22 protein-coding genes and 1 other annotated feature are annotated in these 23,196 nt (G+C 42.6%); of the genes, 17 read left to right on the top strand and 5 right to left on the bottom strand.

Annotated features, from left to right (window positions below):
* Nucleotides 1–107: 107 nt before the first annotated feature.
* Nucleotides 108–287 carry a YjzC family protein gene (locus tag BV455_RS04915; protein ID WP_017436331.1) on the top strand — a complete coding sequence of 60 codons (180 nt, stop codon included), beginning with the start codon at nucleotides 108–110 and terminating at the stop codon, nucleotides 285–287.
* A gap of 198 nt (nucleotides 288–485) precedes the next feature.
* On the top strand, nucleotides 486–3,080 hold the full coding sequence (clpB, locus tag BV455_RS04910; RefSeq protein ID WP_218687787.1) for an ATP-dependent chaperone ClpB: 2,595 nt from the start codon (nucleotides 486–488) through the stop codon (nucleotides 3,078–3,080).
* Nucleotides 3,081–3,128: 48 nt separating this feature from the next.
* On the opposite strand, the gene BV455_RS04905 is transcribed toward clpB, so the two are convergent.
* The gene (locus BV455_RS04905; protein WP_017436329.1) at nucleotides 3,129–3,317 is read right to left on the bottom strand and encodes a YjzD family protein; all 189 of its coding nucleotides are present in this window, start codon (nucleotides 3,315–3,317) and stop codon (nucleotides 3,129–3,131) included.
* Nucleotides 3,318–3,459: 142 nt separating this feature from the next.
* Here BV455_RS04905 and BV455_RS04900 point away from each other — a divergent pair, with 142 nt between their 5' ends.
* Entirely contained in the window at nucleotides 3,460–4,191 is a 732-nt protein-coding gene (locus BV455_RS04900) for an alpha/beta hydrolase (RefSeq protein WP_042411278.1), read from the top strand.
* Between the two features lie 444 nt (nucleotides 4,192–4,635).
* Nucleotides 4,636–6,168: a multicopper oxidase family protein gene (locus tag BV455_RS04895; protein ID WP_061579848.1), complete on the top strand. Its 1,533-nt coding sequence runs from the start codon at nucleotides 4,636–4,638 to the stop codon at nucleotides 6,166–6,168.
* 198 nt (nucleotides 6,169–6,366) lie between these two features.
* On the opposite strand, the gene BV455_RS04890 is transcribed toward BV455_RS04895, so the two are convergent.
* Nucleotides 6,367–6,615 (bottom strand): hypothetical protein, encoded by a 249-nt coding sequence (locus BV455_RS04890; RefSeq protein ID WP_017436326.1) that lies wholly within the window; start codon nucleotides 6,613–6,615, stop codon nucleotides 6,367–6,369.
* 163 nt (nucleotides 6,616–6,778) lie between these two features.
* On the opposite strand from BV455_RS04890, the gene BV455_RS04885 reads away from it, so the two are divergent.
* The 5 genes from BV455_RS04885 (at nucleotide 6,779) to BV455_RS04865 (ending at nucleotide 10,978) form a co-directional block, all read left to right on the top strand.
* Nucleotides 6,779–7,711: a beta-ketoacyl-ACP synthase III gene (locus tag BV455_RS04885; RefSeq protein ID WP_017436325.1), complete on the top strand. Its 933-nt coding sequence runs from the start codon at nucleotides 6,779–6,781 to the stop codon at nucleotides 7,709–7,711.
* Between the two features lie 35 nt (nucleotides 7,712–7,746).
* Entirely contained in the window at nucleotides 7,747–8,988 is a 1,242-nt protein-coding gene (gene fabF / locus BV455_RS04880) for a beta-ketoacyl-ACP synthase II (protein WP_042411072.1), read from the top strand.
* A 93-nt stretch (nucleotides 8,989–9,081) separates the two neighbouring features.
* Nucleotides 9,082–9,873, top strand: coding sequence for a DUF2268 domain-containing putative Zn-dependent protease (locus tag BV455_RS04875; RefSeq protein ID WP_017436323.1), 792 nt, complete (start codon nucleotides 9,082–9,084; stop codon nucleotides 9,871–9,873).
* A 72-nt stretch (nucleotides 9,874–9,945) separates the two neighbouring features.
* Nucleotides 9,946–10,152 (top strand): YuzI family membrane protein, encoded by a 207-nt coding sequence (locus BV455_RS04870; protein ID WP_017436322.1) that lies wholly within the window; start codon nucleotides 9,946–9,948, stop codon nucleotides 10,150–10,152.
* Between the two features lie 85 nt (nucleotides 10,153–10,237).
* Nucleotides 10,238–10,978, top strand: coding sequence for a YjbA family protein (locus BV455_RS04865; RefSeq protein ID WP_017436321.1), 741 nt, complete (start codon nucleotides 10,238–10,240; stop codon nucleotides 10,976–10,978).
* Between the two features lie 158 nt (nucleotides 10,979–11,136).
* On the opposite strand, the gene trpS is transcribed toward BV455_RS04865, so the two are convergent.
* Nucleotides 11,137–12,123: a tryptophan--tRNA ligase gene (gene trpS, locus BV455_RS04860; protein WP_017436320.1), complete on the bottom strand. Its 987-nt coding sequence runs from the start codon at nucleotides 12,121–12,123 to the stop codon at nucleotides 11,137–11,139.
* A 53-nt stretch (nucleotides 12,124–12,176) separates the two neighbouring features.
* Nucleotides 12,177–12,413: a binding site (T-box leader), on the bottom strand.
* An 822-nt stretch (nucleotides 12,414–13,235) separates the two neighbouring features.
* Between trpS and BV455_RS04855 the strand changes: the two genes are divergently transcribed.
* The 5 genes from BV455_RS04855 (at nucleotide 13,236) to BV455_RS04835 (ending at nucleotide 18,859) form a co-directional block, all read left to right on the top strand.
* Nucleotides 13,236–14,882, top strand: a complete 1,647-nt coding sequence (locus BV455_RS04855; RefSeq protein ID WP_061579850.1) for a peptide ABC transporter substrate-binding protein — start codon at nucleotides 13,236–13,238, stop codon at nucleotides 14,880–14,882.
* Nucleotides 14,883–14,984: 102 nt separating this feature from the next.
* Nucleotides 14,985–15,920: an ABC transporter permease gene (locus BV455_RS04850; RefSeq protein WP_026078559.1), complete on the top strand. Its 936-nt coding sequence runs from the start codon at nucleotides 14,985–14,987 to the stop codon at nucleotides 15,918–15,920.
* Nucleotides 15,921–15,922: 2 nt separating this feature from the next.
* Complete coding sequence (locus BV455_RS04845) at nucleotides 15,923–16,840, top strand: ABC transporter permease (protein WP_017436317.1); 918 nt, start codon at nucleotides 15,923–15,925, stop codon at nucleotides 16,838–16,840.
* Nucleotides 16,841–16,851: 11 nt separating this feature from the next.
* Complete coding sequence (locus BV455_RS04840) at nucleotides 16,852–17,919, top strand: ABC transporter ATP-binding protein (RefSeq protein WP_017436316.1); 1,068 nt, start codon at nucleotides 16,852–16,854, stop codon at nucleotides 17,917–17,919.
* 1 nt (nucleotide 17,920) lies between these two features.
* Complete coding sequence (locus BV455_RS04835) at nucleotides 17,921–18,859, top strand: ABC transporter ATP-binding protein (RefSeq protein ID WP_218687786.1); 939 nt, start codon at nucleotides 17,921–17,923, stop codon at nucleotides 18,857–18,859.
* A 12-nt stretch (nucleotides 18,860–18,871) separates the two neighbouring features.
* Here the strand turns inward: BV455_RS04835 and BV455_RS04830 are convergent, their stop codons facing one another.
* Nucleotides 18,872–19,066, bottom strand: a complete 195-nt coding sequence (locus tag BV455_RS04830) for a hypothetical protein (protein ID WP_017436314.1) — start codon at nucleotides 19,064–19,066, stop codon at nucleotides 18,872–18,874.
* A 434-nt stretch (nucleotides 19,067–19,500) separates the two neighbouring features.
* Here BV455_RS04830 and spxA point away from each other — a divergent pair, with 434 nt between their 5' ends.
* Nucleotides 19,501–19,899 (top strand): transcriptional regulator SpxA, encoded by a 399-nt coding sequence (gene spxA / locus BV455_RS04825; RefSeq protein WP_017436313.1) that lies wholly within the window; start codon nucleotides 19,501–19,503, stop codon nucleotides 19,897–19,899.
* A gap of 73 nt (nucleotides 19,900–19,972) precedes the next feature.
* On the opposite strand, the gene BV455_RS04820 is transcribed toward spxA, so the two are convergent.
* Entirely contained in the window at nucleotides 19,973–20,641 is a 669-nt protein-coding gene (locus BV455_RS04820) for a TerC family protein (protein ID WP_017436312.1), read from the bottom strand.
* A 213-nt stretch (nucleotides 20,642–20,854) separates the two neighbouring features.
* On the opposite strand from BV455_RS04820, the gene mecA reads away from it, so the two are divergent.
* Both mecA and cls read left to right on the top strand, forming a co-directional pair.
* On the top strand, nucleotides 20,855–21,541 hold the full coding sequence (mecA, locus tag BV455_RS04815) for an adaptor protein MecA (protein WP_042411078.1): 687 nt from the start codon (nucleotides 20,855–20,857) through the stop codon (nucleotides 21,539–21,541).
* Between the two features lie 87 nt (nucleotides 21,542–21,628).
* Nucleotides 21,629–23,137: a cardiolipin synthase gene (gene cls / locus BV455_RS04810; RefSeq protein ID WP_061579851.1), complete on the top strand. Its 1,509-nt coding sequence runs from the start codon at nucleotides 21,629–21,631 to the stop codon at nucleotides 23,135–23,137.
* Nucleotides 23,138–23,196 lie beyond the last annotated feature (59 nt).

The following is a 23,196-nucleotide window of genomic DNA, read 5'->3' as shown; positions in this document are numbered from 1 at the left end:
CCGGGAATATGCCCGGTGTTTTTTATGCCACCATTATTTGCTTGGTTATGAACAAACATGGAGGAGGGAATGATAAAAATGTACTCTGAATAAGGGGGAATACGACAATGGGCCAACAACGCCATTTTCAACCAGGAGATAAAGCGCCGAACAACGGAGTATACATCGAAATTGGCGAGACAGGAGATAATGTCAAGAATCCGAAAAAAATCAAGCTCAAAGCAGGAGATACGTTTCCGGAAACATCGAATCATAATCGTCATTGGACGTATATGCGCAAACCGTAACGACAATAAGCCGAGAAAAATCGGCGTCGCTATTAGTTGCTAAACGTTAAAGGGATAAAAAAGAACGTTTTCGTGATGGATTTTTACCCTCCATAAAGCCATTCCGGTCAAGGAGTGGCTTTCTATTTGAAATAACAAGCAAGCATCCGCTATAATATACATAAAGGTCAAAGAAGGTCAAAAAGGAGGGAAGTCAGTGTGGATATTCAAAAATTTACCGAAAAAGTGCAAGAGGCTTTGATGACGGCCCAGTCGACTGCTGTGAAACATCACCATCAGCAGCTCGATGTCGAACATTTGCTGCTGGCCTTATTGCAGCAAGAAGAAGGACTTGCCAAAAGAATATTCACACTGTTGCGTGTTAATATAGATGCATTCATTCATGAACTGCAAGTGTTGTTAAAGAAAAAGCCGGAAGTGCTAGGAGCGGGGGCAGAAAACGTTTATTTGTCTTCACGGCTGCAGAAGGTCTTGACGAATGCAGAAAAAGAAGCGAAAACGATGCAAGATGAATATATTTCCGTAGAGCATTTGCTGCTTGCAATGGCATCAGAAACGGATGATATCGGTGAGCTTTTTCGCCGCTACGGCATTCATCGTTCTTCATTATGGAAAGTATTGGTGGAAATAAGGGGGAATCAGCGCGTGACAAGTCCGACGCCAGAAGCTACATACGAAGCGTTAAAAAAATATGGACGCGATTTAGTCGCGGAAGTGAAAGCGGGAAAAATCGATCCGGTGATCGGCCGCGACAGCGAAATTCGCCGCGTTATTCGCATTTTATCGCGGAAAACCAAAAACAATCCGGTATTAATCGGTGAACCGGGGGTCGGAAAAACGGCAATTGTCGAAGGCTTAGCGCAGCGCATTGTCCGCAAAGACGTTCCCGAAGGATTAAAGGACAAAACGATTTTTGCGTTAGATATGAGCTCACTTGTCGCGGGCGCAAAATTCCGCGGCGAATTTGAAGAGCGTTTAAAAGCGGTGTTAAACGAAATAAAGAAAAGTGAAGGTCGGATTATTTTATTTATCGATGAATTGCATACGATTGTCGGCGCCGGCAGGGCGGAAGGCGCAATGGATGCCGGCAATATGCTGAAACCGATGCTGGCGCGCGGGGAGCTGCACTGCATCGGTGCGACGACACTGGATGAATACCGGCAATATATCGAAAAAGATCCGGCGCTCGAACGCCGCTTCCAGCAAGTGCTTGTCGAAGAACCGAGCGTGGAAGATACGATTTCGATTTTGCGCGGCTTAAAAGAGCGGTTTGAGGTCCATCATGGCGTAAAAATTCATGACCGTGCTCTCGTTGCCGCCGCGACATTGGCAGACCGCTACATTTCTGACCGCTTTTTGCCGGATAAAGCGATTGACTTAGTTGATGAGGCGTGCGCGACGATTCGTACGGAAATGGACTCGATGCCGTCGGAGTTGGATGAAGTGATGCGCCGCGTTATGCAGCTGGAAATCGAAGAAGCGGCGCTGCGAAAAGAAACGGATGAGGCGAGCAAAGAACGCCTTGAAGCGCTCACAAAGGAACTTGCGGATTTACGGGAAAAGGCAAACAGCATGAAAGCGCAATGGCAGCAGGAAAAAGCAGCAATTGGGCGTGTGCGCGATGTGCGCGAGGCGCTGGAAAAAGCAAAGCGTGAGTTAGAAGAAGCAGAAAATGAATATGATTTGAACAAAGCAGCGGAACTCCGCCACGGCCGCATTCCGCAGCTTGAGAAACAATTAAAGCAGCTAGAACAAGAAATGAACGAAAATAATGAGGGAAGGCTGCTTCGCGAGGAAGTAACAGAAGAGGAAATCGCCGAAATCGTTTCGCGCTGGACGGGAATTCCGTTGACAAGGCTTGTCGAAGGAGAACGGGAAAAGCTGCTGCGCTTGCATGAACTGTTGCATGAACGGGTCATCGGACAGGACGAAGCGGTGGAACTAGTGGCTGATGCGGTGCTGCGGGCGCGTGCCGGCATTAAAGATCCAAACCGTCCGATCGGTTCGTTTATCTTTTTAGGACCGACCGGCGTCGGAAAGACAGAATTGGCGAAAACGTTGGCACAAGCATTATTTGACAGCGAAGAACAAATGATTCGCATCGATATGTCCGAGTATATGGAAAAACATGCCGTTTCCCGCTTAATCGGCGCTCCTCCAGGCTATGTCGGCTATGAAGAAGGCGGGCAGCTGACCGAAGCGGTGCGGCGCAAACCGTATTCCGTCATCTTATTAGACGAAATCGAAAAAGCGCATCCAGAAGTGTTTAATATTTTGCTGCAAATGCTCGATGACGGGCGGATTACTGATTCGCAAGGGCGCACCGTTGATTTTAAAAACACGGTTGTGATTATGACGTCCAATATCGGCTCCCACCTGCTGCTAGAAGGGGGGACGGAAGGCGGGGAAATTAAAGAAGAAACGCGCGAACAAGTCTTGCAGCAGCTGCGTGCCCATTTCCGTCCGGAATTTTTAAACCGCATCGATGATATTGTTTTGTTTAAGCCGCTGACGATGAATGAAATAAAAGGAATTGTCTCGAAATTTGCCAACGAATTATCCAAACGGCTCAGCGACCGCCATATTTCGCTTTCTTTGACAGATAAGGCAAAAGAATATATCGCTGAATCTGGATTTGACCCGGTTTACGGAGCGCGGCCGTTGAAACGGTTTATGCAAAAGCAAATTGAAACCCCGCTGGCGAAAGAAATCATTGCTGGACGGGTGAAAGATTACAGTACGGTAGTGGTCGATTATGAAAACGGGCAAATTGTGATAAAAACGCAATCATAACAAAAGGCTGTCCAAATCGTGGACAGCCTTTTGTTATGATGCAAGTGATTAATGATGGTGATGTTCTACCGGCTCATCCGGAATCAGACTGGCGACAATAAAGATGAGAACGGTCACAATGACGCCCAGTAAGGCTCCGGTAGAAAAATTATAGGTGATTCCTTGCATGGATCCCATTACATAGGTAGCCATCTGCACTAACAGAAACGTCCAGAAAAACGTCCAAAACAGCCGCATCTTCTTATTCCTCCCATCATTTCAAATTCCTTTTCTTATCTTACCACAACTTGCTCATTAGGCATATACCCATACGTTTTATTATGCGCCGCATATGGTATACTGTACAATTATGCATCGTAAAACAAGGGTGAATATCCATATGACGGTTCAACAACGGTTTTTTCAGCTCGATGACCAATGGTGCATTATTCATCTGCCGGAACGCCCAAATGGATTTGCTCTCTTTATTATTGGTGATACGAACCATTTTGTAAACGAGCATACAAGTTTTTGGATCGAGCATAAAGGTCGCCGCAATCTTCTTGATCAGATGCTCGAATATGGTTACACAGTATTTTACTCTCATCTGTATGGCCGGCATTGGGGAAGCTCCAAAGCGGTACGTCTAGCGAAGCAGCTGATTTACTACGTATTGAAAAGTGAAATTTTAAACAATCGCATTTACATTCTTGCCGAAGGAATGGGAGCGCTCGTTGCTTTGCAGCTTCTTGAAGCGATGCCGAAACAAATCCGTGCGGTTGTGATGTTAACCCCTTGTCTCGATTTGCGCGCCCAGCTCGAATATGAAAAGGAAAATCAATTTTTTTATAAGCGCATGGTAAAGGAGATTGCGCTTGCCTATGACATAGAAGAAGCAAACGTCGAAAAAGCAGTTCCTTCGCTGCTTCTCATCCCACACCAAGTTCCGGTTAAAATATGGCAATTATCAGGAGTGACCCATTATCCATCGTCGCTTCATTGCCGCAAGTATGAGCAATGGATGAAAGCGATGAACGATCGTGTTCTTGTTGTTTATTACTTACCGGAAAAGAACTACCAATTGGCACAGGAAATTATTAAATTTTTCAGGAAATATAACGAGCTCCCGTAAATTCCTCTATCTTCTCTAGACACGATAGAGGAATTATTTTGGTGGATAAAAAACAAAAAGCGCTTGCAGGCGTAACGGATACGGATTAGGGGTACAAAATATAAATTAGCATAACTATTCGTTTGGTAAATGGTTATGTAATTAGCGGCAAAAAACATTATCATTCGCAGCAAAAAGGCATTGTTAGGAAAAACAATGCCTTTTTGCTTTAATCTTATGTTATGTTGAACTAATGCGCCTGTTCGTTGAACAAGTGCCTATTCCAATGGTACGCACTATGTGTACAGCGCCCGACTTCTCTTTTGTTTTCTTTGATTTTCTCGCGCAATCGCACTGTTTGTCAACCGCAAAAACCATTTCCATTTGTCATACAGGGCTTGTAATATTGATAACCTTTAGAAAAGAAGGCCATTATCATCATCAGGGTAATAAAGGAGTGGAAATATGATTCTCTCTAAATTTGTGGATGAACTCCCCATTCCCCCTATTTTAAATCCTCGATGGAAAGATCAGTTTTATACTTATTATGAAGTGAATATGACGGAATTTAAGCAATCACTCCATAGTGAGTTAAATGATACAACCGTATGGGGCTATGAAGGCAGCTATCCAGGACCTACAATTGAAGTAGAGAGCGGAGAAAAAGTGTTTATTAAATGGATCAACAATCTTCCAGATAAGCATCTTTTGCCAATAGACTATACGGTGCATGGTGCCCATGTGGATGTACCGGAAGTACGAACGGTGGTACACGTACATGGCGCTAGTGTTGAATGGGAAAGCGATGGCTACCCGGATGCTTGGTTTACAAAGGGATTCAAACAAGTCGGTCCATATTTTAGAAAGCAAATATATCGATATAATAATCACGATCGAGCTTGCACCCTCTGGTATCATGACCATGCGATTGGTATCACGAGGCTCAATGTGTATGCTGGATTGGCGGGTTTCTATATTATCAGAGATCATCGGGAACGTTTATTGAATTTGCCAAGTGGGAAATATGATATCCCTCTTATGATACAGGACAAGACTTTTAATAAAGATGGTTCTCTTTATTATCCGAAACAACCAGAAAAACCAATCCCGGAATTAGAAACGTCGATAGTTCCTGAATTTATTGGGGATACCATCTTGGTGAACGGAAAAGTATGGCCGTATCTAAAAGTGGAACCCCGTAAATATCGATTCAGGCTGCTAAATGCCTCTAATACCCGTTTTTATAGGCTAAAGCTTGATTCGGGACAACTTTTTTATCAAATCGGGACGGATGGAGGATTGATGGAATACCCGATAGGAGTCAAAGAAATCACGTTGGCACCTGCGGAACGGGCAGATGTAATCATTGATTTTACCAATCTTGAGGGCAAGAATATCATCATGACAAATGATGCCCCCGCTCCTTTTCCAACCGGAGATCCGCCAGATGAAAATACAAGTACTGTGATGCAGTTTAGAGTGACTCTTCCTCTTTCAAATATTGATACGAGTGTTATACCGTCTTATATGGGGCCTCTTCCAAAAATAAAAGAACAGTTAGCTTCAAAGATACGATACCTAACATTAAACGATAATGTGGATAAGTACGGTCGTAAACTCATGCTATTGGATAATAAACGGTGGGATGACCCTATAACAGAAAATCCCAAATTGGGATCAACCGAAATATGGTATCTAATTAACTTAACTGAGGATACACACCCTATTCATCTTCACTTAATTAATTTTCAAATATTAGACCGGAGAGATTTCGATGTAGAAAAGTATAAAAAGGAGAGAATTATCCATTATACGGGTCCGGCGATTCCTCCCGAACCACAAGAGCGGGGATGGAAGGATACAGTAAGAGCTAATCCTAACCAGGTAACTCGAATTATCATGAAGTTTGGTCCTTATACAGGGTTGTATGTATGGCACTGTCATATCTTGGAGCACGAGGATTATGAGATGATGAGACCGTATATTGTTATCCGATGATCATGTTGACACATCCATTTTATTGGTGACAATAATTATTATTATTCTGTTAATTGGTATGCTAATTTAGTTGCGATTTTATAAATATAAAACAATAAAAATAAAAAGACCAATTCCTATGCGAATTGGTCTTAAAATTAGATTGTTAAATATCTTTTTGTACTTCAAACCCGAACCCGTTATTGCAGGCGGCGCTTTTTATTTTTTGAGCATGTCGACAAAGGAAGTGATTTTTTTCATTAACGGCTTTAATTGATCAAACGAGGCGACGAGTGTATCAATATTTTGGAGAAGCTGCATAAAATCAAGGCCTTGCTGTGAAGGGGCCTCATTTTGTATAGATGCTCCATCGTTTGACTGGCGAGACGGAGGAAAGGGACCAAACATTAAGCGGGAAAAACGGTCTAGCGGTCTGTCCTGCTGCTTTTGCTCTTCGTGATCAGCCATCGCACTGCCCTCCCTTTTCGTTTTCCTTATTAGCACTGTATGGCGAAGGAAGCGAAAGTGACTAGACAAATCACATGTTTTTATTGCGCACTTTTCATTTTTTCGATAAAATTAGTACCAAGTAATAATAATTGGTTATATAATTCTAAAGGAGATGTTCGGTGTGGGAGCAGGTATTATTGGAATCGGCCGGTATTTACCGGAAAAGGTGTTGACAAATTTTGATTTGGAAAAAATGATGGATACGTCCGATGAATGGATTCGAACACGAACGGGGATTGAAGAACGAAGAATTGCTGCAGACGACATGGACACTTCCGATATGGCCTATTTGGCGGCAAAAAAGGCATTGGAAGACGCAGGAATTGCTCCACAAGACATTGATTTAATTTTAGTAGCGACAGTAACGCCTGACAGGGCGTTTCCATCTGTCGCCTGCATGCTGCAGGAGCGGCTTGGCGCCGTTAAAGCAGCGGCGCTGGACATTAGCGCGGCGTGCGCCGGGTTTATTTATGGAATGGTGACAGCAAGCCAATTTATTGACAATGGAGCGTATCGTTATATATTGGTAGTCGGGGCAGAAAAACTATCCAAAATCATGGATTGGACCGATCGCAATACAGCAGTATTATTTGGCGATGGCGCCGGAGCAGTCGTCATGGGGCCTGTTTCGCAAGGCCGCGGAATTTTGTCATTTGAATTAGGGGCCGATGGAACAGGAGGAAAACATTTATATAAAGACGAATATATCGTGATGAACGGCAGGGAAGTGTTTAAATTTGCCGTTCGGCAAATGGGAGAATCGAGCATTAACGTTTTAGAAAAAGCAGGCCTATCGAAAGAAGATGTCGATTTTCTTATTCCGCATCAGGCGAACATCCGTATTGTGGAAGCGGCAAGACAGCGCCTTGAGCTGCCGGAGGAGAAAATGTCGACAACGATCCGCAAATACGGCAATACGTCAGCTGCCTCGATTCCGATTTCGCTTGTTGAGGAGCTCGAAGCAGGAAAAATCAAAGAAGATGACTTGATTATTATGGTCGGATTCGGCGGAGGACTGACGTGGGGCGCAATCGCTTTGCGCTGGGGCCGATAACAGATCAAGATGGATGAAAAAGGAGAGACGAAGCGATGGAAAAAAGACGAGTCGTTGTTACAGGTCTTGGGGCAGTAACCCCGCTTGGAAACGATGTGGAAACAACATGGAAAAACATCGTTGCCGGCCAGTCCGGAATCGGGATTGTTACCCGTGTCAATCCCGATGAGTTTCCGGCGAAAGTAGCAGCGGAAGTAAAAGATTTTAATCCGGAAAGCTTTATCGACCGCCGTGAAGCGCGGAAAATGGACCGCTTTACACAATATGCGGTTGCTGCTTCGTTGATGGCGGTAAAAGATGCAAAGCTGGAAATCACAGAAGAAAACGCAGCAAGAGTCGGCGTTTGGATTGGCTCGGGAATCGGCGGCATGGAAACGTTTGAACAGCAGTTTGAAATTTTCCAAAAACGTGGCTACCGCCGGGTCAGCCCGTTTTTTGTGCCGATGATGATCCCGGATATGGCAGCAGGGCAAGTATCTATTATTTTAGGTGCAAAGGGAATCAATTCTTGTACCGTCACCGCTTGCGCGACAGGTGCCAATTCGATCGGCGACGCGTTTAAAGTGATTCAGCGCGGCGATGCCGATGTGATGATTACCGGCGGCACGGAGGCGCCAATTACGAAAATGGCGTTTGCCGGATTTTGCGCCAACACCGCTTTATCGACGAATCCAGATCCAAAAACGGCAAGCCGTCCGTTTGATAAAAATCGGGATGGATTTGTCATGGGCGAAGGTGCCGGCATTCTTGTATTAGAAGAGCTAGAGCATGCCTTGCGCCGCGGCGCAACAATTTATGCGGAAATTGTCGGGTACGGAGCAACAGGAGATGCGTATCACATTACTGCACCGGCTCCGGGCGGAGAAGGCGGCGTGCGTGCGATGCGCCAGGCATTGCAAGATGCGGGGATGAAGCCGGAAGAGATCGATTACATTAACGCGCACGGCACAAGCACGGAATATAATGACAAATATGAAACGATGGCCATTAAAGAAGTATTCGGCGACTATGCGTACAAACTCGCCGTCAGCTCGACGAAATCAATGACTGGCCATTTGCTTGGAGCGACCGGCGCCGTTGAGGCGATCTTTTCGATCTTGTCAATCAGAGACGGAATTATTCCGCCGACAATTAACTATGAAACTCCGGATCCGGAATGCGATTTGGACTATGTGCCTAACGTGGCAAGAAAGCAGGAAGTAAACACGGTGTTAAGCAACTCGTTTGGATTTGGCGGGCATAATGCGACATTGATTTTTAAAAAATATGTAAAATGACGGTCAGGCTATCTCTCCAAACGGTGAGATAGCCTCTTTTTTCACCTCTTTTTCTGCTGAATCATACGATAGTGAAAAAAGAGGTGAGAGGACATGGCCGTTTGCCGGACAGACCGATGGCTCGAGAAAGACGGCGACCAGCCAATTCGCTTATGCCAGCGCCTTACTCGTTATTTTCCAGATGCGAGCGCCCAGGACATTTATCATTATTTGCTTCCTTACGGTATGTATCGACCGGCGAAAACTATAAAAGAGATTGTGGAACAAATGAAACAAAAGGATATGTGGAAACGGGTCGAAGCGGTTTACGAGAAGCGGAAAAAAGATTGGAACGGCCCGGATGTCCCTATTTTTCTATTTCCGGCTGATTCCTATAATCGAAAATTAGTGCGTGAATTTAACGGGAAAGGCGGCGTCGCTTTTCATGACAAACTGTTTCTTTTTTTATTGCCGCACCACACCAATAAAGAAATCGAAGCGTTAGTAACGCATGAGTACAATCATGTTTGCCGCCTAAATAAACAGAAAAAGAAATACGAAAAGATGACGCTTTTAGATGCAGTCATATTAGAAGGGCTTGCTGAAAGCGCCGTAGAGCGTTATGTCGGAAAAGATCATCGGGCCAGCTGGACTTCTTATTATTCCGATGAGCTGCTTCATCATTTTTGGCAACGTTATGTCGCGCCGCATCGCTCGATTTCGGCGCAACACCCGTTATGTTCCCGCATCCTTTACGGACTAGGTTTTTATCCGGACATGGTTGGATATGCGGTTGGGTATGCGATTGTCTGCCGTTGCTTGGAGCGGGGAAAAGAATTAGCCGAGTTGATGGATATGGATTCGGAGCAAATGTTGCAGATTGCCGCGTTCGAAGGCGGCGAATAGTCATGATTACCATCGGGTGCTCATATATGTAAAACTAGGATGGACAAGTTGAGATGAAAGAAGTGGGACCCGATGGTTCGCATATTTCTTTACTTAGTTGGCTTTGGCTTTTCCGTTGTTGGCGGAATGATGATCATTACATACTTAAACATCATGACGCCAGAGCGGGGATGGAGTGAATATTTTTTCTATATTTGCACGAGAAGCGAGTGTTATTTATTTCCTATTGGCGTATTGCTTATGTGGGGAAGTTTATATTTTCCCGGCCGAGAACCATGATGGAGAAAAGAGGTTTGCATGGAATAAAATTCTTCCCCTCTGCCTATACTGATGGACAAACAGGTTTGGAAGTGAGGGGTATCGTATGCTGTATCTGCATGACATTTGGGTGAACTGGTTTGAAGGGGAAGAGAACGGATACAACGTATGTCATTTCCATGAGTGGCGAAAGGATGATCAAGTGGAATTGCTCGATCAAGTGCCGCTGTTAAAAGTTTCTTCCGCCTTATTTGACTATATTGAAAACAGCTTATCAGAGATTCCAAAACCACTTTTAGAGGATGTATACCAGAAGGCGTATGTGCGTAAAAATCATGAACGCATTCAGCTCGATTACTGTTTTGTGGTAACAGATGGATTTGGCATTCTTGCCGTTGATACGATTGGCTACAATATTCCGATTCGGAAGAGCCGTCTCATTCCAAGACAGGAACAGCTTGTGTATGAAATGGTAGCCGATCAGCAGGAAGAACCATATCCGCTGCCAACATACGAAAAAGAGTATCACATTTTATCTCCATCACCTGAGCTAATGCATGGGCTGACACGGAAAGAACGGCAGTTGAAACAGCTTTTATTTATGGCGCTTGATCAGCTCTACTCGACGAAAAATGTGGCAGAAGTGCGTTACTGGTATACGGAATGGGCGCCGCAAAAATACCCTGACATCCAAAAAATGTCATTTGAAGAGGCGTGGCAGCACTTATACGAGGAGACAAAATGCGGATGGTCGGAACGGCATGAGCAGCTCTGCGAAAAATTAATCAAAGGACAGCCGTTTTTTGAAAAAATTTGGGAAATGGAGCAAGAACCGAAAGTGAATTAAATAGCAACACAGGTAATGATGGGATGTTTTCGCTTTTTATGAGCTAATTTCGTCAGAAAAACGGATTGTGAACGATTTATTTATTGATTCATCAACACGCCTGAGGTGATGAAACAGGAAAAGTGGCTGACGCGATTTTGCGTCAGCCACTTTTTTCTTTAGCGTCTTCTGCCAAGCCCCATCGCCTGTTCCATTTTTTCGAGCATTTCTGTTGCTGTCTTATTCGCTTTTTCCGCACCTTCATCGAGCACTTGGTCGAGCATGCTGCTTTCGAGCCAATCGTAATATTTTTCTTGAATCGGCGTAAGGGTATCGATAATGACTTGAGCCAGGTCTGCCTTAAAGACGCCGTATCCTTTTCCAGCATATTCTTGTTCGAGCTCTTCGATTGTTTTACCCGCTAAAATGGAATAAATGTTGAGCAGGTTAGAGATTCCCGGTTTCTTTTCTTTATCATAGCGGATGACACCTTCAGAGTCAGTGACCGCACTTTTGATTTTCTTTTCGATCGTTTTCGCGTCATCCAAAAGGGTGATAAACGCTTTTTTATTTGGATCGGATTTGCTCATTTTTTTTGTCGGGTCGGCCAGCGACATAATGCGCGCCCCGATTTTTGGAATGCGCGGTTCCGGAATTGTAAAAATCTCGCCATACCGCTTGTTGAACCGCTCCGCTAAGTCGCGTGTCAATTCAATATGCTGCTTTTGATCCTCTCCGACAGGTACAATATCGGTTTTATAGAGAAGAATGTCGGCCGCCATCAACGGCGGATAGGTGAGCAGTCCGGCGCTGACCGCTTCCTTGCCTGCCGATTTATCTTTAAACTGCGTCATTCTTTCGAGTTCCCCAATATAGGCAATGCATTGCAACATCCATCCCGCCTGCGCATGCGCCGGAACTTCCGATTGAATAAACAGCGTCGCTTTATTTGGATCGATGCCGACCGCCAGGTAAAGGGCAGCTAGGCTGCGGATATTTTTTTGCAGCTCTTTTGGATCTTGCGGAACGGTAATCGCGTGCTGATCGACAATACAAAAGTAACAGTTGTACTCGTGCTGCAGTTCCAAAAACTGGCGCATCGCTCCGATATAGTTGCCGAGCGTAATGACGCCGCTTGGCTGAATGCCGGAAAAGCTTGTTTTCATACGACCACTCCTTTTATATAGTTGTAATAGAAAAAGGCCCTACCCCCCTAAACGTTAGGGACGGTAGGACCGCGTTGCCACCCTAGTTATTGCACGTTGCGTGCAATCACTTTGCCCATGTGCGCCTGCACATGGCGCCTCGATAACGTAAGGCAAACGTCCAAGCCTACTACTTTGCGGTTCAGCCGGATGCTCGAAAGCCCATTCCATATTGCTAGCCGCTTGTTCGCACCAGCCACAAGCTCTCTGAAGGCATCGCAATATGTACTCTTCTTTCTCATCGCATGTTCCGTCCAGTTTTGTTGATTTTTATTGTAAAATATATAGTTGCTATGTGCAAGTTTCTTTTTATACTATAGCAAGGAATAGGAGAAAGTTAAATAAAATATATAAATAACATGGATAAAAAATGATGATGTATAAAATTTGTATAAAGCTTTTGGCTGGCACAAAAGAAAAAAGATAGGGTATTCTTTGATTGAGTCAACGCTCTAGAGAAAAAGAACCCTGATTATGTCTAAAAGTATATCGAATGTAGACTGGGGAAATCAACTGAAGAGTGCCATTTGTCAGCTTGTCAAGATAAATATATTTCCCCCTATCTGCCATGCTTTACACAAAACTTTTTGACACTACCGATACGGGAAAGCGTTTATTCTTATTTCAAAGTGTTGTTTAATAATTTTTTATCTATACATTATTTTCTAAATTATCTTAATAAAGTTATGTTTTTAGTGGTAAATAAAATAAAGATAAAAACATGCGAAAGTTGTCTTCCTTAACACGATACAAAAAACCGGTATGTAAGCGCTTTAAAATTTACAAAAAATAAATTTTTTATTTACAATTGTCGAAAAAAAATATAAAATTACAGATAGTTAGAATGAATGATTCAATATATAATAAAAATTCAGAAAATAATAAAATAAAAATTTCTTTTTAAATATATTAATAACCTTTATAATGAAAATTAAAATAAATATTCCGATAAATAAAGATAGTTAAAAAATTTTTTGTTTTGCTTAGAAAAAATGATTTTAATTTATTAACAAAAGTTCTACGCTTTACGCGGAACTTTTGAGAATAAAAAATTATTTTTAGGGGGGAAATCTATGAAGAAAAGGCTTTCTGTTCTTTTTAGCTTAATGTTGGTATTGAGCCTTTTCCTTTCTGCGTGTGGTGGTTTCCAAAAAGGTGATGAATCCGCCGGTGAGAAAGGAAAAAGCGGGGACAAAGCCGCCAATGTTCCGCAAGAATTGCATATTAACATTAAAACAGAGCCATTCTCACTAAACCCAGGCCTAGCCAATGATAGTGTTTCTAGTAACGTTTTAAACCAAACATTTGAAGGGTTAACCCGTATTAAAAACGGCAAGCCTGAGTTAGCGATGGCTGAGAGTTATGAAGTTTCTAAAGATTTAAAAACATACACATTCAAATTGCGTGATGCAAAATGGTCCAATGGCGATCCAGTTACTGCGAAAGATTTCGAATATGCGTGGAAATGGGCACTTGATCCGAAAAATCAATCGCAATATGCATATCAGCTTTATTACATTAAAAATGGTCAAGCATTTAACGAAGGAAAAGCAAAAGCAGAAGATGTTGGTGTAAAAGCAATTGACGATAAAACGTTACAAGTTACGCTTGAGAACCCAACACCTTACTTCTTAGAATTAACAGCGTTCTATACGTATTTCCCAGTAAATAGCAAAATTGCTCAGAAAAATCCAAAATGGTATACAAACGCTGGTCCTGACTACACTTCGAACGGACCATTCAAGATGGTTTCTTGGGAACATAATAACAAAATCGTTTTGGAAAAGAACGAAAATTACTGGGATGCGAAAAATGTAAAATTAACAAAAATTGAAATGGTTATGGTCAACGATACCAACACAGAGCTTTCTATGTTTGATAATGGTGAGTTGGATTGGGCGGGTATGCCTACTGGTCAATTGCCTCCAGACTCTTTGCCAAAATTAAAAGAGGAAGGTAAATTACACGTTCAACCAATTGCTGGTGTTTACTGGTATAAATTTAATACGGAAAAACCGCCGTTGAACAACGTCAACATTCGTAAAGCGCTGGCGTACGCCATCGATCGCAAAGCGATTGTCGAAAACGTAACAAAAGGCGAACAAATTCCGGCTATGGCTGCAGTGCCGCCAACGATGTTCCCTGAGAACAAAAAAGGTTATTTCAAAGATAATGATGTGAAAAAAGCAAAAGAATACTTGAAAAAAGGCCTTCAAGAGCTTGGATTAAAAGATGTGAAAGATTTGCCGCCTATTACCCTATCGTTTAATACTGATGATCAACATGCGAAAATTGCTCAGGCGATTCAAGATATGTGGAAGAAAAACTTGGGCGTTGAAGTAAAACTTGAGAATGCTGAGTGGGCAGTTTACATTGATAAATTGCATTCTGGCGACTATCAAATCGGCCGTATGGGTTGGCTAGGCGACTTTAACGATCCAATCAACTTCCTAGAGCTGTTCCGCGACAAAAAGGGCGGAAATAATGATACAAACTGGGAAAATCCGAAATATAAACAGTTATTAATCGATTCCCAAAAAGAAAAAGATCCTGAAAAACGCAAAGAAATGCTAAAACAGGCAGAAGCCATTTTAATGGATGAAATGCCAATCGCGCCAATCTATTTCTACACGAATACGTGGGTGCAAAAAGATAACTTAAAAGGTGTAGAAATGTCCGGCCTTGGCGATGTCCAATTTAAATGGGCATATTTTGAATAAAATCGTACGTCGTGAAAGGTGATAAGAAGGTATATGAGGGAGACCTCATATACCTTCATTCCTGTTAAGGTATTTTTTGCAGAAAATGGAGGTGTAGGAAATTTGTTGAGATATATAAGCAAACGTTTGCTCTACATGCTTATGTCTTTGTTTTTAATTGTAACAGTGACATTCTTTTTAATGCGTGCTGCTCCGGGAGGACCGTTCTCGAGCGAAAAACAAGTTCCGCCAGAGATCGAGAAAAACTTGAACGAATATTATGGACTCGATCGCCCTTGGTATATCCAATACTTTGATTATTTGGTTTCTATTGCTAAATGGGATTTCGGTCCTTCATTTAAATATAAAGGACAGACTGTTAACGATTTAATTAATGAAGGATTTCCGGTTTCCTTTTTCCTCGGTATGGAATCGTTATTAATCGCCATAAGTATTGGAGTTTTACTGGGAATTATTGCGGCTTTAAACCATAATAAATGGCAAGATTATGCGGCGATGGTTTTCGCGGTTCTAGGAATCTCTGTTCCAAGCTTTATTATGGCGTCCATTTTGCAGTATTTTTTAGCGATCAAACTAGGCTGGTTTCCAGTTGCGCGTTGGGAATCGCTGCAACATACTGTTTTGCCTGCGCTTGCTCTTGCAGCAATGCCAATGGCATTTATTGCCCGTTTAACTCGTTCCAGTATGTTAGAAGTATTAGGCAATGATTATATTCGCACGGCGAAAGCGAAAGGGCTCTCACAAGGACAAATCACAGTAAAACACGCCATTCGCAATGCGATACTTCCAGTTGTAACTTATTTAGGTCCTTTGTCTGCACAAATTTTAACGGGTAGCTTTGTGATTGAAAAGATTTTTGGCATCCCAGGACTTGGAAGCCATTTTGTAACAAGCATTACCAATCGCGACTATACAACGATTATGGGTGTCACGGTGTTTTACAGTATTCTACTATTATTGTCTGTGCTGCTCGTTGATATTGCTTATGGCTTTATTGATCCACGCATTAAGTTAGCCGGTGGTAAGAAAGGGGAGTAATCATGCAGCAGATTCCGAAAGAGATGTTCCAGCCAGCGGTAGCCAATGTTGGAGAAGCGGAGAAGTTGTCAAAACCGAGCCTTTCGTTTTGGAAAGATGTTTCGATACGTTTTCGAAAAAATAAATTGGCTATGTTTGGATTAATTCTATTAATTCTTTTAGTGTTCATGGCCATTTTTGGTCCGTACATGACAAAATATGATTATGCAACGAATGATTTAATGAATACAAACCAGCCGCCTTCTTCCAAACATTGGTTTGGAACCGATGAACTTGGACGTGATATATTTACTCGCACATGGTATGGTGCTCGTATCTCTTTATTTATCGGATTGGCAGCTGCGCTGATCGATTTGGTGATCGGAGTGCTTTGGGGAGGAATTGCTGGCTACCGTGGCGGAAAAACGGATGAAATCATGATGCGCATCGCTGATATTTTATATGGAGTTCCATATTTGCTTTTAGTCATCATATTAATGGTTATTTTGGGACAAGGGTTAGGAACCATGATCCTTGCAATGACGATTACTGGCTGGGTAAATATGGCTCGTATTGTTCGGGGACAAGTGTTGCAGTTGAAAAACCAAGAATATGTATTGGCAGCGCGGACACTTGGCGCGAGCACGTCCAGAATCATGTTTAAGCATTTGATTCCTAATGCCATGGGCTCGATCCTTGTTACGATGACGTTAACGATTCCTAACGCCATTTTTACAGAGGCATTTTTAAGCTATTTAGGATTAGGTGTTCCACAGCCGTTAGCAAGTTGGGGAACAATGGCTTCAGAAGGGGTACAGGCATTGCAATATTATCCATGGCGTCTGTTTTTCCCGGCTACATTTATTTGCTTAACTATGTTTGCTTTTAATGTAGTGGGAGACGGGCTACGTGATGCATTAGATCCAAGATTACGCAAGTAGGGTGTGAGAGTATGGGAAAACTGTTGGAAGTGAAAAATTTAGAGGTATCGTTTCAAACATATGGTGGAGAAGTACAGGCTGTTCGTGGAGTGAGCTTCTATTTAAATAAGGGTGAAACATTAGCGATTGTAGGGGAATCAGGTTCTGGAAAAAGCGTCACTTCACAAACGATTATGCGTCTTATTCCTACTCCGCCTGGAAAAATAAAAAACGGTCAAATCCTATTTGATGGGGAAGATCTTGTCAAAAAAACGGATAAAGAAATGGAACAAATTCGTGGAAGAGATATTGGAATGATTTTTCAAGATCCGATGACATCGCTCAATCCAACGATGAAAGTCGGACATCAAATTATGGAAGTGATCATGAAACATCAAAAGTTGCCTAAATCAGCGGCAAAAGAGCGGGCGATTGAATTACTGCGATTGGTTGGAATTCCAATGCCAGAAAAGCGTGTAAATCAATATCCGCATGAATTTTCTGGGGGGATGAGACAACGTGCGATGATTGCCATTGCTTTGGCTTCCAATCCGAAGTTATTAATTGCCGACGAACCAACCACTGCTCTCGATGTAACCATTCAAGCGCAAATTTTAGAATTAATGAAAGATATACAGAAAAAAACAGGGACAGCCATTATTTTTATTACTCATGATTTAGGCGTAGTAGCCAACGTAGCTGATCGCGTTGCTGTGATGTATGCAGGGAAAATTGTTGAAATGGGAACGGTTGATGAAATTTTTTACGATCCGCGACATCCATATACGTGGGGCTTGCTTGCTTCCATGCCAAGTCTTGATAGTGATGATAAGGCAGAGTTGGCATCGATTCCAGGATCGCCGCCGGATTTGACGAATCCTCCAAAGGGAGATGCGTTTGCGCCACGTAATCCGTATGCGATGAAAATTGATTTTGAAATGGAACCGCCGTTGTTCCAAATTTCTGATACCCATTATGCGGCAACATGGCTGCTTCATCCGGATGCACCAAAAGTAGAGCCACCCGAAGCGGTAAAACGTCGATTACGCAAGCTCTCCACTAACTACCCTCAACCAATTATTGTAAGGGAGAGTGAGTAATATGCCTGAAAAACAAAAGCTCATTGAAGTGAAAAATTTAAAACAATATTTTCCAGTGGGTGGCGGGAATGTCGTTAAAGCTGTAGATGGCGTTACCTTTGACATTTATAAAGGAGAAACACTTGGTCTTGTTGGGGAATCAGGTTGTGGTAAATCAACGACGGGACGGACGATTATCGGGCTATATAAGGCTACGGGCGGAGAAGTTCTTTTTAATGGTATCAATGTCCATGGCAAGCACTCAGCCAAAGAGTCAAAAGTATTAAAGCGAAAAATGCAAATGATTTTCCAAGACCCGTACGCGTCGCTTAATCCGCGCATGACCGTTGCGGATATTATCGCTGAAGGCATCGATATTCACGGTCTGGCGAAAACGAAAGAAGAGCGGATGCAGCGTGTATATGAGCTGCTTGAGACGGTCGGCTTAAACCGTGAACATGCCAACCGCTATCCGCATGAATTCTCCGGCGGCCAGCGCCAACGGATCGGGATTGCCCGCGCTCTAGCAGTGGAACCGGAGTTTATTATTGCCGATGAGCCAATCTCCGCGCTTGACGTGTCAATTCAGGCGCAAGTGGTGAATTTGATGAAAAAACTGCAGCGCGAAAAAGGATTGACGTATTTGTTTATCGCGCACGATTTGTCGATGGTCAAATACATTAGCGACCGCATTGGCGTAATGTATTTCGGCAAAATGGTCGAGCTTGCCAATGCGGAAGAATTGTACCGCAATCCAATTCATCCATACACAAAAGCGCTCTTATCGGCAATTCCGCTTCCTGACCCGGAAACGGAACGGACGCGGAAACGGATTATTTACGACCCGTCACAGCATAATTATAAAGAAGGGGAAGAGCTGGAATTCCGCGAAATTACCCCAGGTCATTTCGTATTATGCTCAGAGGCGGAATATAAAACATATCAATCGATGTATAAATAAAACGATCTCAGCTTAAGAGATCGTTTTATTTTTGCCGCCGACGAGATTCCAGCCGCTTTGTATATATTTTGATTCGTTGACGTGTTCTTTTCGTTTTGAACCGCCGAAAATGCGTTCACCAATGCCGTTCGCAATGACCCCCATTAATGCAGTAATTCCGACGATCAATACGGAAGTGATGATGAAATCGATAAAATATTGCGCCATTGCTCCTTCCCCCTTCAGTCGTTCTAATTTTATTGTAGAGGATTTTTCTGTGTATTGGAAGAAGCGGTGAAAATTAAGTAAGAAAATAAGGGACTTTTTTGAAAAACTATATCTTTATTTATATATTTATTGTATAATATATCATGTTAGACTAATTTTAAATTGGATAACGAAAGCCCGTGGCTGGAGCCATCGGGATGAAGTGAGGATCGGTTTTGAACCGAGCCGACAGGACGCGCAGCACCAACGAGGTGTTTGTCCATGAAAGTCCAGTGGAACCAGAGTGACCGTCTATACGAAGATGTAGAAAAAACTCCTTTGGACGCTAGAACCTGCCGATTTCTATCGTGCCGAGGTTCCGTGCACAATGGATAGCTAGTTCGTTCTGTTGGTATAGAAGACAAGGTGATCCTTGTTGAAAGGGAGTGAGATAGATGGTGAAATTGTATATTTCGCCAAGTTGCACGTCATGCCGGAAAGCAAAAGCATGGCTGGAAAAACATAATATTCCTTATGTTGAACGCAATATTTTCTCCGAACCGTTAACGATTGAGGAGATTAAAGAAATTTTACGTATGACAGAAACGGGAACCGACGAGATTATTTCAACACGATCAAAAGTGTTTCAAAAGCTGAATATAAATCTTGAAACATTGCCGCTTCAAGATTTATATGAGCTAATTCAAAAAAATCCAGGAATTTTGCGGAGACCGATTATTATCGATGAAAAACGGCTTCAAGTCGGCTACAACGAAGATGAAATTCGCCGCTTCTTGCCGCGCAAAGTGCGGGCATATCAGCTTCGCCAAGCGCAGCGGCTTGTTAACGAATAAGGAGAATCAACTTCTACATGGTCCGCCATGTAGAAGTTTTTTATCATCTCCGGAATTTAGCAACGAATTCGGTTTAGGTCCAGCGGTGAAACCTGCGCCGATTAATCATGAAACCAAGCAGTACGGTCACCCCGGCCGTAACAAACGGAAATACTGGTTTCCATGCGAAAGCACTGTCATATAAATGGCGGATTTGCTGTTCGGCCGTGATCATTTTCCCGGCAGTATAGGCCAACAACGCTCCGCCGATGTAAATAAGGAAGGAGTAACGTTCCATCGCATAAAGAATGAGTTTGCTGCCTAAAATGATAATAGGAACAGAAAACAAGAAGCCAAAGACCACGAGGGAAGCATGGCCTTGAGCAGCTCCAGCGATCGCGATCACATTATCCAACCCCATGACTACATCGGCTATTACAATTGTCTGTATCGCCTTCCAAAGCGATGTTTCCGATTTAATCGATGCATGTGTTTCTTCTTTTTGAACGAGCAGCCTTAAGGAGATCCAAAGCAAAATACAACCGCCAATTAGCTGTAAAAAAGGAATTTTCAATAACATTACTACCATGATCGTCAGAAGTATACGAACGAAAATGGCCAGCGCTGTACCAAGAACAATCGCGATATTTCGCTTTTGTTCCGGCAGCTTTCGGCTTGCCAACGCGATGACCACAGCATTGTCCCCACCGAGGATAACATCAATGCCAATGATGAGCAGAATGGAGATCACATATTCGTCCATTTCGCGTGTCCCTCGTTTCATTTGTTTTCATCATCATTATAGTAGGACAGGGTGTATTTCATGCCCAATTTTTAAAAATGCGTTTTTTTGTTTCCCTTCTTTCGCTTTTTATCATAAAATAAAAGTACAAGACATAATCTTGTATTTAAATAGAATTTTTAGGGGTAAAAATCCCTTCAATTTTATTCTTTTTCAGAAGGGAGAGTTCGGCAGGTGGAAATAGAACGCATTAATGAATATACCGTTAAATTTTATATTTCTTATGTTGATATAGAAGAGCGCGGTTTTGACCGCGAAGAAATTTGGTATAACCGTGAGCGCAGTGAAGAATTATTTTGGGAAATGATGGATGAAGTCCATAGTGAAGGGGATTTTTCCCTTGATGGCCCTCTTTGGATCCAGGTGCAGGCGTTAGAGAAAGGATTAGAAGTTTTGGTGACGAAAGCGCAGTTATCAAAAGATGGAAGTAAGCTGGAACTTCCGCTTCCAGAGGACAAATTGCGTGATTTTTCCGTTCCGGTTGATGAAAAAATTGAGGAGATTTTGGATCACCATTTCCATATTTCGCGCGGCGATGAGTCGTTTGCGGATAAGGACGACCATGAAGTTCTCCAGTTTACCATTTGTTTCAAAGATATCGAAGACGTCATTGCCCTAGCCCATCGTGCTGATTTTACAGGACTTGTCAACCATCTTTTCCAATTTGAAGAACGTTACTATTTGTTTGTGCAATTTAACGAAGAAGATTATACAGAACATGAGATTGACAATATACTCAGCTTGCTTTTAGAATATGGAACGGATTCGCAAGTAACCATTTACCGTTTAGAGGAATATGGGAAAGAAGTCATTCGTGACAATGCTTTAGAGACGCTTAAAACATGCTTTCCATTGAAATAGTTGCACCTGAAAAGTAGCCGCCGATTTCGCTGTTGGAAATCGGCGTTTTCTCCGCTATAATGCTTAAAGTAGGTAGGGGGAACTTTGTTGAGAAACGCGTTAAGGGTTGTTATTTTTGCGTCAATAGTAGCAATTTTTTTATTTTTGACGAAAAATTATTGGGAAGAAAGGCTACTTGGCGTTTTAAGTGTGTTCATTTCTTGTTCGGTCGTTTTTATCGCTTTTGTTATTTCGTTAGAAAATCGCAAGCCGGCCCAGACGATTGCCTGGCTTGCTGTGTTAGGAAGCTTTCCGCTTGTTGGTTTTTTGTTTTATTTATTATTTGGAAGGAATTACTGGCAACAGCGCCGTTTTAAAAAGAAAGCCGAATTTGATGAAGAGACATTCTTAAAATTTCAAGAGCAGACAAAATGGAACATCACACGGTTGCCAATTGCGGAGCATCAGCGACCATTGCTTTATCTTGCATATCATATTGGAAAAAGTCCTGTTTCTCTCGCTTCCAAAACGAAGGTGCTGACGAATGGACAAGAAACTTTTTCTGCCATTTTTGACGAGCTGAAAAAAGCGAAACACCATATTCATTTGGAATATTATATTGTCCGTCATGATGAAGTAGGACAAGAACTAAAAAAGGTTTTAATGGAAAAAGCCCGACAAGGAGTACAAATCCGGTTTCTTTATGATGCCGTTGGCAGCTGGAAATTGTCGAAAACCTATATTCAAGAGCTGCGTGATGCGGGAGTAGAAATGATTCCTTTTTCGCCGGTTCGCCTCCCATTTTTAAACAATAAAATAAATTTTCGTAACCATCGGAAAATTATCGTTATTGATGGGACGGTTGGTTTTGTCGGTGGTTTAAACATCGGTGATGAATATTTAGGCAAAAACAAATATTTTGGTTTTTGGCGTGATACGCATTTATGGATTCGCGGAGAAGCGGTGCGGACGCTGCAGCTTATTTTTTTGCAAGACTGGTATTATATGACCGAAGAAAAATTATTTACGCCAGAATACTTATCACCTGAACTAGTCCATTACGAAGGCCAAGGAGGGGTTCAATTAATCGCCGGGGGACCGGACCAAAAATGGGAGGTTATCAAGCACTTATATTTTGCGATGATTACGTCAGCACAACGGTCGATTTGGATTGCCTCCCCGTACTTTGTTCCTGATGAGGACATTTTAACGGCGTTAAAAGTTGCCGCCTTAAGCGGCATCGATGTCCGTATTTTAGCGCCAAAGCGGCCGGATAAAAAGCTTGTCTTTTATGCTTCCAGATCTTATTTTCCGGAGTTGTTGGAAGCTGGTGTAAAAATTTATGAATATGAGAAAGGATTTTTGCACAGTAAAGTGATGATCGTTGATGGCGAGCTGGCGTCCATCGGCACAGCGAATATGGATATGCGCAGCTTTCATCTGAATTTTGAGATCAATGCGTTTTTATACCATACCGATAGCACGAACAAGCTGGTCGCTGATTTTATGGAAGATTTAAACGATGCCAATGAAATCGATTATAAAGTATTCCAGCAGCGTCCATTATCGATTCGCGTCGTCGAATCGATATCACGGCTGTTGTCGCCTTTGTTGTAAACATGCGCCCGGGTGATGCCCCGGTTTTTTTTTATTCGACGATAGGAAAAACCGCCGCT

Source organism: Parageobacillus caldoxylosilyticus (genome assembly GCF_019272935.1).
Lineage (GTDB): Bacteria > Bacillota > Bacilli > Bacillales > Anoxybacillaceae > Saccharococcus > Saccharococcus caldoxylosilyticus.
The sequence above is the reverse complement of the archived record's forward strand: the minus strand, read 5'-3'. Positions and strand labels throughout refer to the sequence as shown.